Here is a 15,527-nt window from a genome sequence, read left to right on the forward strand (position 1 = left end):
GGTGCTCCCGGCGCGGCCGGGTAGAAAGGGGTCCATGTACTGCCTCGAAGCGGTCGTGGCCGCCCGTCCGACGCTGGACGCCCTGGCCGGCGGCAACCCCCACGCGCGCGTCGTGCCCCTCGCGGCCGGGCTGTCGCTGCTCCCGATGACCGACGAGCTGTTCGACTCGGTCGCCGTCGCCGGGGCTCCCCAGGCCGACGGGTTCTGGAAGCTGCCCCCAGGGTTCGACCGCGCTCTGGCCGCGTGCTCGACCACCGGTCCGGTGGCCTATCTCGAAGCGGAGTACTTCGGCGGGGCGGGCGAACAGCACGCGCAGGTCTGGGACGGCGGGCGCGTGGTCCTCGGCCCGAGCCTCATGGAGGAGCCGGTTCCGTCCGGGGCGAGCCCCATCTCCCTCGCGCTCCGACGGCTCGGCGTCGACCGGGGAGAACACGTCGACGAGTTCGACGCGGTCGATCTCGGTCGGTACCGCAGGACCGGACGCTGGCTCGATCCGTCCGAATAGGGGCTTCGACCTGCGATGACGCTCGGAGGCCCGCCGTCCTCGGCAGGCCCCCGCGCCCGCCGGCGTCCGGGCGCGCCAGGTCTCACATCGGTAAAGAGTGACCGCTGTGGGGTTGACCACACTCTTGTGAGCGCTAACACTAGGCGCCACGCCCTTCGAGCTTCACGGGGCCGACACCGACCCGAAACGACGGCGGCATGGTCCGGACGGTTGTCGAACCGGTTCGACAGTCGCTACCGGAACGGCACAGCACCGCTCACCCCCGCGCCACGGAGCGGGGCCACCTCCCCCCAGATGAGTCAGGAGCACCGAGGATGACGCCATCCCGCTCACCCAGACCCCCACGACCGCTCCGCCGCACGGTCGCGGCGGCCGTCGGCCTCACCCTGGCCACCGCACTGGTGCACGCCGACCCCGCCGCCGCGGCCGAACTCCCCGCCCCGGCCCTGCACTACGACTTCGCCTCCGACGACCTCTCCACCGGCACGATCACCGACGTGTCCGGCAACGAGCGGCACGGCACCCTCGCCCACGGCGCGACCGCCGCCCTGGTCGAGGGCGCCGACGGCGGCAACGCGCTCGGCCTCCCGGGCGGGGCCGCCGACACCGGCGCGCACGTCGCGCTGCCCGCCGACGTCCTCGACGGCGCCACCGACCTCACGGCCTCCATCCGGGTCAGGTGGAGCGGGGCGAGCGCCCCCTGGCAGTGGATGTACGCCCTCGGTACCGACTCCACGCGCTACCTCTTCAGCACCCCCGCCAACGGCGACGGCCGGTTGCGCACCGCGGTCACCGACGACGGGGGCGGCACCGAGGACCAGGTCACCGGCTCGGCAGCACTGCCGGCGGGCGAGTGGCGAACGGTCACGGTCACCCTGGACACCGAGGCGGAGCGGGTCACCACCTACCTCGACGGCGCCGCCGTCGGTACCGCGCGCAGCACGCTCGCCGCGGACGACCTGGCCGACGGCACCGCCGACCTCGCCGGGTACATCGGCCGGTCGTTCTACAGCGACCCGCTCCTGGAGGGCGCCGTGGACGACTTCCGCGTCTACCACTCCGCGCTCACGCCGGAGCAGGTCGCCGAACTGACCGTCGGCGACGTCCCCGCGCCGACAGGCCTGGTGCGGGACACCTTCGACGTCCTCACCACCATCGGGACGCCTCCGGACCTGCCCGCGACGGTCCCGGCCACCTTCTCCGACGACTACGACCGGCCGCTGTCGGCCGAGTGGGAGGAGGTCGACCCCGCCGACTACGAGGACACGGGCTCCTTCACCGTCGCCGGGACGGTCGGGGACCGGCCGGTGACCGCCGAGGTCACCGTGATCCGCGAGGGGCAGCTCTCCATCGACCTGTCCACCGACACCGGCGCCTTCCACGGCGGCGCCTCCGGTTCCCTCTACGGCCTGTACGGCCCCGGGCTGCCCACCGACAACATCATCGAGGGGATGGGCGTGCGCACCGTGGCCACCAAGGGCCAGGACGGTTCGCAGCACCCCGGCTCCGACGCCCTGGAGGTCGTGGGCCCCCTGGCCGGCGCCTCGGGCGGCGACGTCTACGTCCGCACCACGGACTACTACCGCGGCTTCCCCTACCAGTGGCCGGGCGAGACCCCCGAGGAGAAGCTCTCCGGCTACATGGACGTGCTGGCCACCCAGCTCGACCAGATCCAGCAGCTGGCCCCCGAGGTGCGCGAGCACATCGTCATCGAGCCGTTCAACGAGCCCGAGGGCAACATGTTCGGCACCGGCGAGTGGAGCTACGACGGCACCAGCTGGCTCGACGACCCCACCGCCTACTTCGCGGCCTGGGACCGGGCGCACGGCATGATCAGGGAGGCGCTCCCCGACGTCCGGATCTCCGGCCCCAACACGAGCGTGCTCTACGCGCAGAACCGCGACTTCCTGGCGCACACCGTCGGGGCCGGAACGGTCCCCGACATCATCTCGTGGCACGAGCTCAGCCACCCGGCGCAGATCCGCACCTCCGTCGACCGGTACCGGCAGTGGGAGCGGGAGGTCTTCGCGGGCACGGAGCACGAGGGCACCGAGCTGCCGATCAACGTCAACGAGTACGCCTTCAACTACCACACGTCCGTACCCGGCCAGATGGTCCAGTGGATGTCGGCGATCGAGGAGTCGAAGATCGACGCGATGATCGCCTTCTGGAACATCAACGGCAACCTCTCCGACTCCTCCGTCGAGGCCAACCGGGCCAACGGCCAGTGGTGGCTGTACAACTCCTACAGCCGGATGAGCGGGCACACGGTCGAGGTCGCGCCGCCCTTCCCCGGGGAGAACTACACGCTCCAGGGCCTGGCCGCGGTCGACGAGGAACAGGCCAGGGCCAGGGCGCTGTTCGGCGGCGCCGACGGCCCGGCGTGGGTGGAGTTCGACAACGTCCCCGAGGACGTGTTCGGCTCCAGCGTCCACGCGTGGGTGCGGGAGATCGCCTGGAGCGGCCAGCTCGGCGACTCCGGCCCGCCGCGGCTCGTCAGCGAGGAGGTGCTGGAGGTCCGGGACGGATCGGTCGTCCTCGACTTCGGCGGCTCCCTGCCCGAGCTCAAGGAGTCCTCGGCCTACGAGGTCGTCCTCACCCCGGCGGGCCAGGGCACGCCCACGGGGGTCCCGCCGACGCTGTGGCAGGGCTCCTTCGAGGCCGAGGACGCAGAGTACACGGGCGGCGGCTACAGCCTCAACGGCCCGGAGGGCTCGCCCTCGGACGTCTCGAAGTTCTACACCTCCGGCGGATACGACGTGGGCGGCCTGCGGACCGGGTCGGACGGCGCGCTCGACTTCACCGTGGACGTGCCCGAGGCCGGGACCTACGACCTGCGGGTCTTCGCCAACTCCCTCTACACCGACGAGCGCGTCGCCGAGCTCGGTCCGACCAACGTCTTCCTCCGGGTCAACGGCGGCGCCGAGCAGGAGGTGTTCCTGCCGCTGGCCTACAAGTGGGTCGTGTGGGACCACGCCGACACCAGGGTCGAGCTGGAGGAGGGGGAGAACGTCATCACCCTCGCGGCACGGAGCCTCGACGGCTCCGGCGCCACCCGGGGTGACGCGATCATCGACCGCGTCACGCTGGAGCTGCCCGAGCCGTCCGCGGACACCGTCCGCTACGAGGCCGAACTCGCCGAACCGGACGGGGCGACGGCCGTCTACAGGGACCGGAGCATCGAGCGCTCCGGGGCGTCCGGCTCCGGAGGTGTCGACCTCGGCCGGGAGGAGAGCGTGACGTTCTGGGTCTACTCCGCCGAGGACGCCGAGTCCACGATCGACGTGCACACCGTGTCCAAGGGCAGGGCCGAGCTCGCCGTCAACGGCCGGCACGTCGCCGACACCGGCCGCGACACCACGTCGGTGGCGGTCTCCCTCTCCGGTGGCGTCAACAAGGTGACCCTCACCGGCACGGTGCGGTCCACGATCATCGACGGCATCGACGTGACCCCGAGCGACGAGCACCTGGCGACGACCGTCCACCAGGCCGAGGAAGCCGCGCTCGGCCGGGACGCCGAGGTCGTGGAGCTGCCGCGGGCCACCACCGGATCGGCCGTCACCGGTATCGGCGGCGCGCCCGGCAACGGCAACACCCTCACCTTCGAGGTCGAGGCGGCGCGGGCCGGGACCTACGCCGTGCGCGTCCGCTACGCCAACCCGGAGACGTCGCCGACCACGCACTACAACCCCAACCCGGTCGCGCGGCACGCCGACATCGCGATCAACGGAGCCGACCCGCGCACGGTCCTGTTCCCGCCGACCTTCCACGAGAACAACTTCTGGACCCTCACCGTGCCGGTGGAACTGGAGAGGGGCGCGAACACCATCGTGTTCTCCGCCGAGGAGCAGCCGAACTTCGACGGCGAGTCCCTCATCTCCGAGGACTGGCCCGACCTGGTGCTGCGCTCCCCGTACGCGCCGGTGATCGACAACATCACCGTCGCCGAGTTCACCAGCGGACCACTGCGCCGCTGACACCCGTCCGCACGCGCCCGCACCCGCCCCAGTACCCGACCCCGAGGAGGAACGTTGGTCACCATCGGTGACGTGGCAAGGGAGGCCGGAGTCTCCCGCAGTACCGCGTCGTACGCGTTCTCCGGAAAACGCGCGATCTCCGCGCAGGTCCGGCAGCGCGTCTTCGACGCCGCCGGCCGCCTGGGCTACACGGCCAACGCCGGCGCCCGGGCCCTGGCCACGTCACAGACGAAGGTGATCGGCCTGCTGGCGCGGTTCCTGGAGGACGAGTTCGCTCCGGCCATGCTGCAGTACATGCTCGGGGTCTCGGACAACGCCCGGGAACTGGGCTACGACATCCTGCTGGTCACCGAGGCCGACGGGGCCCGCGCCCTGCGGCGGATCACCGACTCGCGGATGGTGGACGGCGTCGTGCTGCTCAACGTGGCGCACGACGACGTCCGGCTCCCGGTGCTGCGGGCCGCCCCGCAGCCCGGCGCCCTCGTCGGACTCCCCGGCGACTGCACCGGCCTGGACGTGTTCGACCTGGACTTCGTGGCCACCGGCCGGCTGATGGTCGACCACATGCACCGCCTGGGCCACCGCGAACTGCTCCTCGTGTCCCAGCCCGAGCACGTCGCGACCCGGGGCGGGGCGTACGTGTGGCGGCTCCGGGACGCCGCGCTCGAACGGGCGCACGACCTCGGGATCCGGCTGCACGCCGTCTTCGGCGAATCCAGCCAGCCGGCCATCGGCGGCACGCTGCACGGTCTGCTGGACGCCCACCCCTCGGCCACCGGCCTGCTGCTCAACAACGAGGCGGCCGCGGCCGCCCTCCCGTCCGTCCTGAACGCGCGCGGTCTCGACGTGCCCGGCGACCTCTCGGTCGTCGGCCGCTACTCCGACGAGTTCGCGCGCTCCTTCTCCCTGCCCTACTCGTTCGTCGAGAGCGCGCCGGACCGGCTCGGCGACCTGGCCGTCCGCCAGCTCGTGCGCCGGATCGGATCGACGCAGGCCCGTGAGGAGCCCTACGTCGTGCGGCTGCTCACCCCGCGGTTCGCCGACCGGGGCAGCACCGCCGCGCCGTGTCCCTAGCGTCCTCGCAGGCTCGGACGCGTGCTCGTGGCGCTGGAGGCCAGTGTTCTTCGGCCTCGGTCGTGCCGGCACTCGCAAGCTCGGTTCAGCTACGCCCTCGGCCTGCAGAACACTGGCGCGCCCCTCGCGAAATCCATCCGTTCAACCCACGCCATCAGGCACCCACCCCCCGGAGGAACCATGCGACGCCCGACCCTGCGCACCCTGTGCGCCATCAGTACCGCCGCGGTGTGCGCCGCCGCCGCAGCCGGATGCTCGACGTCCGACGACGGCGGGAGCGCCGACGGCGACACCTACACCTGGTGGGACCCCTACCCCCAGCACGAGGAGTCCTCCGACTGGGCGGCGCGCGTCGACGCCTGCGCCGACGAGGCCGGCGTCACCATCGAGCGCACCGCCTACGACACGACCGCCCTGACCAACCAGGCGCTGCTCGCCGCCCAGGAGAACGCGTCGCCCGACGTCATCCTGCTGGACAACCCGGCGGTCTCCACCCTGGCCGACACCGGCATGCTCACCACGATGGACGAGTTCGGGCTCGACACCTCCGCGATCGACGAGAACCTCCTGGCCGCGGGCGTGGTCGACGGGAACGCCTATGGGATCCCCATCGGCGCGAACACCCTGGGCCTGTACTACAACCAGGACATCCTCGACGACGCGGGCGTCGACCCGGAGTCGATCACCGACTGGGCCTCGCTCACGGAGGCGTTGGAGCAGGTCACCGGTGCCGGCCACGAGGGCATCACCTTCTCCGGCATCGGGACCGAGGAGGGCAGCTTCCAGTTCCTGCCGTGGTTCTGGGGCAGCGGCGCCGACCTGGGCGCCCTCGACTCACCCGAGGCGGTCGAGGCTCTGGAGCTGTGGACCGGCTGGCTGGAGGAGGGGCACGCGCCCAACTCCGTCATCACCAACTCCCAGAACACGGTGTGGGAGGAGTTCCTCACCGGCGAGTTCGCGTTCGCGGAGAACGGCACCTGGCAGGTCGACAGCGCGGCCGGGGCCGACTTCCCCGTCGGGGTCATCCCCCTGCCGGGCCGTGAGGGCGGTGTGGCGCCCACGCCCACCGGCGGGGAGTTCATCGTCGCCCCGGTCCAGAGCGACGACGCCAGGTACGAGGTCACCGCGCAGATCGTGGAGTGCATGACCACCCCGGAGGGCCTGGTGGACACGGCCACGACCTTCGCCTACTACGTCCCGCCGACCGCGGCCGGGCAGGAGGCGCTGCTGGAGGAGAACCCGGACCTGGAGCCGTGGGTGGACGCGGTCCGCAACGCCAAGGGCCGGACCAGCGACGACCTCGGCACGGACTACCCGCTCATCTCCGAGGCGCTGTGGGGCGCCGTGCAGAACTCCCTGAGCGGCGCCGTGGGGCCGCAGGAGGCACTGGAGCAGGCCCAGACCGAGGCCGAGGCGGCCACCAACTGACCCGTCGGCCCGAACCCGCACCCCCATCCGAGGACGGCTCGCCATGACACGGACGCACGTCCGGCCGCCGGCCACGCGAGAGGCACCGGCCGAGCCGGGCCCGACCCGCCGCGCGCGGGGAGGGCCCGGCCGGCGGGGCACTCCCGCCTGGCACCGGTGGTCCGCACTCGCCTTCATCGCCCCGCTGATCACCTACCTGGTGCTCTTCTACGGGTATCCGCTCTACCGCAACATCGACCTCAGCATCCACGACTACACCCCGCGCGCGTTCGTGCAGGGCGACGCCGAGTTCACCGGCCTGGCGAACTTCGCCGACGTCGTCCTGTCCGACGCGTTCGGCCCCGCCGTCTGGACCACGGTGGTGTTCACCCTGGCCTCGATCGCGGTCCAGTACGCCATCGGGCTGGCGCTCGCGGTGTTCTTCCGCACCAGCTTCCCGCTGTCGCCCGTGCTGCGGGGGATGTTCCTCGTCCCGTGGCTGCTGCCGATGATCGTGTCCGCCTCCACCTGGTCGTGGATGCTCAACAGTGACCACGGGATCGTCAACTCGGTGCTGTCCGCGTTCGGGATCGGCCAGATCAACTGGCTGACCTCCCCCGAGTGGGCGCTGGTGTCGGTGGTCGTCGCCAACATCTGGCTGGGCATCCCCTTCAACCTGGTGATCCTCTACTCCGGGCTGCAGAACGTCCCCGACGAGCTCTACGAGGCGGCCGCGCTCGACGGCGCGGGACCCTGGAAGCGGTTCTGGCACGTCACGATGCCCCTTCTGCGGCCGGTCTCGGCCATCACCCTGCTGCTCGGCCTCGTCTACACGCTCAAGGTGGTCGACGTCATCTGGATCATGACGGTCGGCGGCCCGGGCGGCAGCTCCACCACGCTCGCCATCTGGTCCTACCGGCGGGCCTTCGGCACGGGCCAGCCCGACTTCTCCGAGGCGGCCGCGGTCGGCAACCTGCTCATCGTGCTGGCGCTGGTCTTCGGCGTGGTCCACCTCTACCTCCAGCGAAGGGAGGCCCGCCGATGACCCGCCACCGCACCTGGTGGAAGACCGCGCTGGGCGTCCTGTTGACCGCGGTCATGCTCTTCCCCGTCTACTGGATGGTCAACGTCTCCCTGACCAGGACGAACGACCTCCGGGCCGACCCTCCGCACTGGTTCCCCCGCGATCCCACCTTCGAGGGGTACGCGGCCGTCTTCGACCAGCAGCTGCCGAACCTGACGACCAGCCTGGTCGTCGGGCTGGGCTGTGTGGCCCTGACCCTGGTGGTGTCCGCGCCGGCCGGGTACGCGCTGGCCCGGCTGCGGACGCCGGGCGGCGGCACGATCGGCTTCCTGCTGCTGGTCGCGCAGATGATCCCCAGCGTGGTCATGGTGATGGGCTTCTACGCCGTCTACGTGCGGCTCGGCTGGCTCAACACCGTGTGGGGGCTGATCATCGCCGACTCCACGATCGCCGTCCCCTTCGGGGTCATGCTCTTCACCGCGTTCATGTCCGGCATCTCCGAGGAGATCCTCCAGGCCGCGCGGGTGGACGGGGCCGGTACCTGGCGGACCTTCCGGTCGATCGTCCTGCCGATCAGCCGGAACTCGGTCCTGACGGTGTCGCTCTTCGCCTTCCTGTGGGCGTGGTCCGACTTCGTCTTCGCCTCCACCCTCAGCCGCAACGGCGACATGATCCCGATCACCCTCGGCATCTACAACTACATCGGCAACAACACCACGCAGTGGAACGCCATCATGGCGACCGCCGTCGTCGCGTCCGTGCCCGCCGCCGTCCTGCTCGTCGTGGCCCAGCGCTTCGTGGCCGGCGGCGTGACCGCCGGCGCGGTCAAGTGAGGCGCCCGGTCGGTCCGGCCGACACCACCACACCCTTCAGAGGAGCACGTGTGACCGTCCACGAGCCAGTCGTCCCGACGGACCCGTCCGGGGGCCGTCCCGTGGTCCCCCCCCACGGCCGGATCCGCCCGCTCGGGCTCGGCGAGGTCGATCTCGGGCCGGGCTTCTGGGCCGCCCTGCAGGACACCAACGCCGCCGCCACCCTCGACCACTGCGAGTACTGGATGGAGCGGGCGGGCTGGCTGGCCAACTTCGACCGCGTCGCCGGGGGCACGACCGGGCGCGACCGGCCGGGCTGGTGCTTCTCCGACTCCGAGGTCTACAAGCTGCTGGAGGCGCTGGCCTGGGAGTACGGGCGCACCGGGCGGGGCGAGGTGGACGACGCCGTGCGCCGCCTCACCGCACGCGTCGGCCGCGCCCAGGACGCCGACGGCTACCTCAACACCTGCTACGGGCACGCCGGGCAGGAGCCCCGGTACAGCGACCTGGAGACGGGGCACGAGCTGTACTGCACGGGCCACCTCCTCCAGGCCGCGGTCGCCCGGCTGCGGACCACGGGCCCGGACGCGCTGGTGGACATCGCCCGGCGGGCCGCCGACCACGTGTGCGCCACGTTCGGCGCCGACGGGACGGGGCTGTGCGGGCACCCGGAGATCGAGGTGGGCCTGGTGGAGCTGGGCCGGGCCCTGGGGGAGGAGCGCTACGTCGAGCAGGCGCGGATCTTCCTCGACCGCCGCGGGCACGGCACCCTGCGCCAGGACCGGGTGCCGCTCGGCAGCGCCTACTTCCAGGACGACGTGCCGATCCGCCGCGCCCACGCCTGGCGGGGGCACGCCGTGCGCGCGCTCTACCTGTCCGCCGCCGCCGTGGACGTGGCGGTCGAGCTCGGCGACCGGGAGCTCCTGGCCGCGGTCGAGGGCCAGTGGGAGCACACGGTCGCGCGCCGCACGCACATCACCGGCGGGATGGGCTCGCGACACCAGGACGAGGGGTTCGGCGAGGACTGGGAGCTGCCCGCGGACCGCGCCTACTGCGAGAGCTGCGCCGGGATCGCGTCGGTCATGGTGTCGTGGCGGCTGTACCTGGCGACCGGGGACATGCGCTACGTCGACCTGGTCGAGCGGACGTTCTTCAACGTGGTGGCGGCCTCGCCGAGCGCCGACGGGCGGGCGTTCTTCTACGCCAACCCCCTGCACCAGCGGGTGGCGGGGGAGGAGCCGGAGGCGGACGCCCTCAGCCCGCGCGCGGAGAGCGGAGTGCGCGCGCCCTGGTTCGACGTCTCGTGCTGCCCCACGAACCTCGCGCGCACGCTGGCGACCTGGCACACCCACGCCGCCGTCGCGGAGGAGCACGGCCTGGCGGTGCTCCAGTACGCCTCGGCGCACGTCCGGGCGGAGCTGGGCGACGGCCGGGTGATGGGGGTGGCGGTGGAGACCGACTACCCGCGCGGCGGAACCGTTGCGGTCCGCGTCACGGAGGCGCCCGCGGGGATGGCGGCCCTGCGGCTGCGGGTGCCCGCGTGGGCGGCGGGCGCGGAACTGGAGGAGGGCGGACGCCGGCGGCCGGTGCCGCCGGGAGCGGCGGTCGTCGAGCGGGTGTTCGCCGCGGGGGAGGAGGTCCGGCTGCACCTGCCGATGGGGCCCCGCCTCATCTGGCCGGACCCGCGGATCGACGCGGTGCGCGGCTGCGTCGCCGTGGAGCGGGGGCCGCTGGTGTACTGCGCGGAAGAGGTCGGCCAGCCCTCCGTGCGGGACCTGGACGAGGTCCGGGTCGATCCCTCCGTGCCACCGGAGGAGCGGGAGGGCGGCGTCGTCGTGGTGCGCGCCCTGACGGGGGCCGCGCCCGCGCCGGAGGGCGCCTGGCCGTACGGGGCGCGGACGGAGGTGGGCGGGGGATCGGCCGTCGAGCTCGTGTTGACGCCGTACCACCAGTGGGCCGAACGCGGCCCGACCGCCATGCGGGTCTGGCTCCCGACGGCCCCGCCGGGCCGGTGACCTCTGCCGTGCCCCGGCGGAGACCGGGGCACGGGGGTCAGGGAGAAAGCCGACGGTAGATCTCCCGGCGATGTCCGACGGCCACCACGCGGATGACCACCCTGTCTTCGAGAACGTCATAGATTACGCGGTACCTGCCGACACGGAGGCGGTAGCGGTCCTCGTAGCCGACCAGCTTCTTGATGTCGGATCCGGGGAGCCGGGGATCATCGCCAAGCGGGGTGAGCGCCCGGAGGATGTCCATGGCGTCTTCCTTAGGCAGCGCACGGATCTGCTTGCGCACGCGCCGGAAGTCGAATTCCCATTTCACGCGGCGCTACCCCTGCGCTCCTCGAAGATCTCGGCAACCATTTCGGCCATACCGACCGGAGGCGCATCGTCCTCGTCGGCGTCTTCGAGGTCCGCCTGCTGGGCAAGATACATGTCCAGTGCGTCTTCCAACGCCTCGAAGTCCTCCATGGGTACGACCGCGGCGGTGGGCACACCGTTGCGGGTGATGACCGTGGGATCACCGGCCTCTGCTCTGGAGATGATGTCGGCGAGGTGGGCTCGTGCGTCGCGGATGTTCATGGTGTGATCGGCCATACAGGAAGTGTACATAAAAATGTGTACACATCTCGAGTTGGCTTTCCTTGAGGGATGAGGCTCGTCCTCAGGCTGGGGTCAGGGGCGCTCGGCGTAGGCGTCGGCGAGGGCCTGGGTCTCGGCGTAGGTGGGCAGTCCCGCGGGGACGGGCTCGTCGCGGGCGACGGCCCGCGCCGTGGCCACCGTGGCGTCCAGCGCGGCGCGCAGCAGCAGGGAGCCGCAGCTGACCCGCCGCACGCCCAGGTCGGTGAGGGCTCGCAGGGAGGGCCCGGCGGGGGAGTACAGGATGTTCAGCGGCACGTCCAGGGCACGGACCAGGTCCGCGATCGCCGCGTCGTCGGTGAGCCCGGGTACGAAGACCCCGTCGGCGCCCGCGTCCCGGTAGGCCGCGGCGCGCTCCGCGGTCAGCGCGGTGTGGCCGGGCAGCCAGTGCGTGTCCGTGCGGGCGTTGACGAACAGGTGCGGGGCGGCGTCCTTGACCGCCTCGATCAGTGCGCACTGCGTGCCGAGCGCGCGCAGCCCTCCGTCGGGGCGGCCGTCCTCGATGTTGATCCCCACGACCCCGGCGCCGGCGAGTTCGGCGGCGAGCGCGGCCACCTGCTCGGGCTCGTCGCCGAAACCGCCCTCGACGTCCACGCTGACCAGGGCGTCCAGGCGGACCATGCCGCGCGCGAGCCGGACGGTCTCCGCGCGGGTGTCCCCCTGGGCGTCGGGGCGGCCCGCCGCGGCGGCCACGCCCAGACTGGTCGTGCCCACGGAGCGGAACCCCGCTCCGGTCAGGGCGGCGGCCGAGGCCAGGTCCCAGGCGTTGGGCAGGACCAGGGGCGCACCGGCGCGGTGCAGGTCGCGGAACTCCTCGAAGCGGGTCATGCGCGTGTTCCTTCCGTGCGGACGGCGGGACCACGACCCTAGGCCGTTGACGATTCGGCGCCCGCCGAAGCGTCGTGGCTCGGGACAGGCGGAGCAGAGGGGCCGGTGGGGCAGAGGGGCGAGCGCGGTGGCGGGGCGGCACGGGACGGGGGCGGCGCCCGTCGGCGCCGCCCCCGTCGGTGACCAGGCCTCAGGCCTCGGTGGCTCCGACCAGCCAGGCGACCTTGTGCGCAGTGACGCCGAGGCTGCCGCTGCTACCGAGGTAGACCCCGAACGAGGCGATGAACGCGTGGTCGAGTTCCCTGCGTTCACAGAGGACGTCCTCGACCGCGTGCGCGGACTCCGGGTTGGTCACCCGCAGGTACGGGGCGTCCCCGTCGACCACGGCCGTACTGACCTCGTAGCGGGCCAGTTCGCCGGCGAGCTTCGTGAGGTGCTCGCGTTCCTCGGAGGGCACTCGGATCGGCTGCTCTTCGTGTGCCTGTCTCGACTGGGCCATGGCGGATCCTTTCGTGTCGAGCACGTGCTTCCTCGGTGCCCTGACTCTATTGTCACCCAGAGTCAAGTTACTAGTACGTACCGACACGATGACACGCCGTCACCTCGTCCACTCACCATGGAACATCACCCGGGAGACCGCCAGATCCGCGTCCAGCACCACGAGGTCGGCCCGGCCGCCCACCGCGATCCGGCCCGCGCCCTCCAGGCCCAGCGCCGCCGCCGGGACCGACGACGCCGAGCGCACCGCCTCCGGCACGTCCACACCCAGCGCCTCCACCGCGTTGCGCACCGCCTGGGGCAGCACGATCGTGCTGGAGGCGATCGCGCCCGTGTCCACCAGCCGGGCCTCTCCGCCGCTGACCCGGACCCGCAGGTCGCCCAGTGTGTACTCGCCGTCCCCCAGCCCCGTCGCCGACATCGCGTCGGTCACCAGTGACACGCGCCCGGCGCCCGCCGCCGCGAACACCAGCTTCGCCGCGCCGGGATGGACGTGCACGTTGTCCACGATCAGCTCCACGGCCACCCGCTCGTCCTCCAGTGACGCCGCGATCGGCCCCGGGTCGCGGTGGTTGAGCGGGCGCATCGCGTTGTACAGGTGCGTGGCCACCGTGGCGCCCGCGTCGAAGGCGGCCCGGGTCTGCTCGTAGCTCGCCTCGGTGTGCCCCACGGCGGCGACCACGCCGTTGGAGACCGCGGCGCGGATCAGCTCCGTCGCCCCGGGCAGCTCCGGGGCGACGGTCACCATGCGCACGTGTCCGCGGCCCGCCTTCAGCCAGCGGTCGAACTCCGCGGTGTCGGGATCGCGCAGCAGCGCGGGGTCGTGTGCCCCGCACTTGGACCGCGCGATAAACGGCCCCTCCAGGTAGAGGCCCGCCAGTTCGCCGGACTCACACGACTCGGCCAGCGCCGCCACCTGGCGGAGCGTGTCCTCGGGGGTGGCGGCGACCAGGCCGCCGACCATCGACGTCACACCGCGCGCCCGGTTGAACGCGACGATCTCGCGCACCCCGTCCGGGTCGGCGTCGGGAAAGGCGTGCCCGGCGCCCCCGTGGACGTGCGTGTCCACCAGCCCCGGGACCACCCATCCGCCGCCGGCGTCGTAGGCCGGTCCGTCGGGGGCCTCCCCGGAGCCCAGTTCGCTCACACGGCCGTCCGCGACGCGCAGCCAGCCGTCGTGGACGCCGTCGGGGGTCACGACGCGGGCGTTGGTGAGCGTGACGCTGTGGGGCATGTTCGGGCTCTCCCTGGGCTGGACGGTCGGTGGCTCGGCCGGATGTGTCGCAAATTACACGCGCGCCGGGCAGCCGCCGGACGGGGGTCGACGTCCCTTCGAACCGGGCCCTGAACCCCCTGCGGAGCTGGGGAATCCCGGTGGGTGGAACGGTTGTCCGCGAGGTGGACGGCCCGGTCCGGGTGCCGGCGGCACGCAGACGGCGCCCGCGCACGCATTGACGATAGCGGTCGGCTCACCTCATGATGGAGGCATGTCCGCCGGTGAGCTGCTTGTCCAGCGCCTGCACGTCGATCTTCGACAGCAGGCGAGCGCGCTCTGTTGTAGCTAGCGCCTTGCGGGGCCGAGCCCCGCGCTACGGGTGTACCCAGTACGCCCCTGCCCTCGCAGACACCGGACGCTCTTCTCTCCCCTTTCTGGGCCCGGGCCGATTCAGGCCCGAGGAGCACACCTGCCAGGACCGACGCGGCACGTATTCGGACGACGAAGTCCGCCCCGCGTCGGAACGAGGAACCGTCCTCTCCGGTGTCACCGCATCCCCGTCACCGCCCCCCGACGTTTCCTCCGGTCGATCCCGGCTCGCTCTGACCGAACCCAGGAGTCTCGCATGACCCGCTTCACCGTGCTCGTCGCCGCTCCCCAGCCCCGCTCCGCCGTCTACACCACCGCCCTGCGCGCCGCCTCCGAGGTCGCCGCCCGTGCGGGCGTCACGTCCAGCCCCGAGGTCGTCGACCTCGCCGAACTGGGCGCCGACCTGCTCGCCGACGACTCCGACGCCGTCAGCGCGGCCCTGGAGAGCGTGCGCGAGAGCGACGTCCTGCTGGTCGCCTCCCCGCAGGTGCACGGCACCTACACCGGCCTGCTGAAGGTCTTCCTCGACCGCCTGCCCGAGCTGGGACTGGGCCACACCGTGGCCGTGCCGCTGGCCGTGGTCGAGGACCTGCGCAACAGCCGCGGCATCGAGGAGGACCTGCGCGTCCTGCTCGCCGACCTCGGCGCGTGGGTGGCCGAGCCCGGTCTGGTCCTGGCCTCCGACGAGACCCACCGGCCCGACAGCGTCGTGCGCGCCTGGGCCGACGTCGCCGCACCCGGCCTGCGCCAGGCGGTCTCCGTGTCCGTGTGAGTGGCGCTTCATGCCGGGGCCTTCGTCGTCGCTACTGCCTGGCTCGTTCCTCGCCGGCGGCAGAGACTCCTCCTGCAGGCACCGGCGCGCCCCTCACACCTGTGCCCTATTTGGGCCTCCGCTCGTTCCTCGCTTTGGCCCGGATAGACCCCCTGTGGTCCCGGTAGGCGGGCCTGCTCACCTCTCACCCCCTGGGGTTCCGGTGGGCGGGCCTGCTCGCCTTCAACCCCCGGCGGGTTGCGGTGAGTGCAATCGCTGACCTTCAACCTCCGGGGGGTTCGGTGGGCGGACCTGCTCACCTTCGATCCCCGGGGGTCGTGGCGGCACTCCTGACCTCTGCCACCCAGGGGCACGATGAGCGGCACCGCTGACCGTTGACCCCTGGGGTTCCGGTGGGCGGGCT

The 15,527-nt window shown here is 72.3% G+C and carries 13 protein-coding genes; 8 read left to right on the plus strand and 5 right to left on the minus strand.

What is annotated here, in order from left to right; translation table 11 throughout:
• Positions 1 to 34 precede the first annotated feature (34 nt).
• The 7 genes from HNR10_RS21935 to HNR10_RS21965 all read left to right on the plus strand — a co-directional run bounded on the left by HNR10_RS21935 (position 35) and on the right by HNR10_RS21965 (position 10,814).
• Positions 35 to 505 carry a hypothetical protein gene (locus HNR10_RS21935; protein WP_179826462.1) on the plus strand — a complete coding sequence of 157 codons (471 nt, stop codon included), beginning with the start codon at positions 35 to 37 and terminating at the stop codon, positions 503 to 505.
• 314 nt (positions 506 to 819) lie between these two features.
• On the plus strand, positions 820 to 4,482 hold the full coding sequence (locus HNR10_RS21940) for a LamG-like jellyroll fold domain-containing protein (RefSeq protein WP_179826464.1): 3,663 nt from the start codon (positions 820 to 822) through the stop codon (positions 4,480 to 4,482).
• 54 nt (positions 4,483 to 4,536) lie between these two features.
• On the plus strand, positions 4,537 to 5,556 hold the full coding sequence (locus HNR10_RS21945) for a LacI family DNA-binding transcriptional regulator (protein WP_179826465.1): 1,020 nt from the start codon (positions 4,537 to 4,539) through the stop codon (positions 5,554 to 5,556).
• A gap of 180 nt (positions 5,557 to 5,736) precedes the next feature.
• On the plus strand, positions 5,737 to 6,984 hold the full coding sequence (locus tag HNR10_RS21950; protein WP_179826466.1) for a sugar ABC transporter substrate-binding protein: 1,248 nt from the start codon (positions 5,737 to 5,739) through the stop codon (positions 6,982 to 6,984).
• Between the two features lie 43 nt (positions 6,985 to 7,027).
• The gene (locus HNR10_RS21955) at positions 7,028 to 8,008 is read left to right on the plus strand and encodes a carbohydrate ABC transporter permease (protein WP_179826467.1); all 981 of its coding nucleotides are present in this window, start codon (positions 7,028 to 7,030) and stop codon (positions 8,006 to 8,008) included.
• Positions 8,005 to 8,820 (plus strand): carbohydrate ABC transporter permease, encoded by an 816-nt coding sequence (locus tag HNR10_RS21960; RefSeq protein ID WP_179826468.1) that lies wholly within the window; start codon positions 8,005 to 8,007, stop codon positions 8,818 to 8,820. The genes HNR10_RS21955 and HNR10_RS21960 overlap by 4 nt, the downstream gene beginning before the upstream one ends.
• Positions 8,821 to 8,921: 101 nt before the next feature.
• Positions 8,922 to 10,814: a glycoside hydrolase family 127 protein gene (locus tag HNR10_RS21965; protein ID WP_312889375.1), complete on the plus strand. Its 1,893-nt coding sequence runs from the start codon at positions 8,922 to 8,924 to the stop codon at positions 10,812 to 10,814.
• Positions 10,815 to 10,851: 37 nt separating this feature from the next.
• Here HNR10_RS21965 and HNR10_RS21970 read toward each other — a convergent pair whose 3' ends face one another.
• From HNR10_RS21970 to nagA, 5 genes are all read right to left on the minus strand, one after another.
• Positions 10,852 to 11,097 carry a type II toxin-antitoxin system RelE family toxin gene (locus HNR10_RS21970; protein ID WP_312889376.1) on the minus strand — a complete coding sequence of 82 codons (246 nt, stop codon included), beginning with the start codon at positions 11,095 to 11,097 and terminating at the stop codon, positions 10,852 to 10,854.
• 23 nt (positions 11,098 to 11,120) lie between these two features.
• A complete protein-coding gene (locus HNR10_RS21975; protein ID WP_179826472.1) occupies positions 11,121 to 11,399 on the minus strand; it encodes a type II toxin-antitoxin system Phd/YefM family antitoxin in 279 nt (92 codons plus the stop codon).
• 78 nt (positions 11,400 to 11,477) lie between these two features.
• The gene (locus HNR10_RS21980; RefSeq protein ID WP_179826474.1) at positions 11,478 to 12,269 is read right to left on the minus strand and encodes an isocitrate lyase/PEP mutase family protein; all 792 of its coding nucleotides are present in this window, start codon (positions 12,267 to 12,269) and stop codon (positions 11,478 to 11,480) included.
• Positions 12,270 to 12,459: 190 nt separating this feature from the next.
• Positions 12,460 to 12,768 (minus strand): hypothetical protein, encoded by a 309-nt coding sequence (locus tag HNR10_RS21985; RefSeq protein ID WP_179826475.1) that lies wholly within the window; start codon positions 12,766 to 12,768, stop codon positions 12,460 to 12,462.
• Between the two features lie 99 nt (positions 12,769 to 12,867).
• Positions 12,868 to 14,001, minus strand: coding sequence for an N-acetylglucosamine-6-phosphate deacetylase (gene nagA, locus HNR10_RS21990; protein ID WP_179826477.1), 1,134 nt, complete (start codon positions 13,999 to 14,001; stop codon positions 12,868 to 12,870).
• 607 nt (positions 14,002 to 14,608) lie between these two features.
• Here nagA and HNR10_RS21995 point away from each other — a divergent pair.
• Entirely contained in the window at positions 14,609 to 15,124 is a 516-nt protein-coding gene (locus HNR10_RS21995) for an NADPH-dependent FMN reductase (protein ID WP_179826479.1), read from the plus strand.
• The last annotated feature ends 403 nt before the right edge of the window (positions 15,125 to 15,527 follow it).

Origin of the sequence: Nocardiopsis aegyptia (assembly GCF_013410755.1) — a bacterium.
In the GTDB taxonomy this organism is placed as follows: Bacteria; Actinomycetota; Actinomycetes; order Streptosporangiales; family Streptosporangiaceae; genus Nocardiopsis; species Nocardiopsis aegyptia.

Bases quoted from the DNA above. Each gene is read 5' to 3' on its own strand.
- HNR10_RS21935 (WP_179826462.1), top strand. From the start codon at position 35: ATGTACTGCCTCGAAGCGGTCGTGGCCGCCCGTCCGACGCTGGACGCC.
- HNR10_RS21940 (WP_179826464.1), top strand. From the start codon at position 820: ATGACGCCATCCCGCTCACCCAGACCCCCACGACCGCTCCGCCGCACG.
- HNR10_RS21950 (WP_179826466.1), top strand. From the start codon at position 5,737: ATGCGACGCCCGACCCTGCGCACCCTGTGCGCCATCAGTACCGCCGCG.
- HNR10_RS21955 (WP_179826467.1), top strand. From the start codon at position 7,028: ATGACACGGACGCACGTCCGGCCGCCGGCCACGCGAGAGGCACCGGCC.
- HNR10_RS21960 (WP_179826468.1), top strand. From the start codon at position 8,005: ATGACCCGCCACCGCACCTGGTGGAAGACCGCGCTGGGCGTCCTGTTG.
- HNR10_RS21975 (WP_179826472.1), bottom strand. From the start codon at position 11,399: ATGGCCGATCACACCATGAACATCCGCGACGCACGAGCCCACCTCGCC.
- HNR10_RS21980 (WP_179826474.1), bottom strand. From the start codon at position 12,269: ATGACCCGCTTCGAGGAGTTCCGCGACCTGCACCGCGCCGGTGCGCCC.
- HNR10_RS21985 (WP_179826475.1), bottom strand. From the start codon at position 12,768: ATGGCCCAGTCGAGACAGGCACACGAAGAGCAGCCGATCCGAGTGCCC.
- nagA (WP_179826477.1), bottom strand. From the start codon at position 14,001: ATGCCCCACAGCGTCACGCTCACCAACGCCCGCGTCGTGACCCCCGAC.
- HNR10_RS21995 (WP_179826479.1), top strand. From the start codon at position 14,609: ATGACCCGCTTCACCGTGCTCGTCGCCGCTCCCCAGCCCCGCTCCGCC.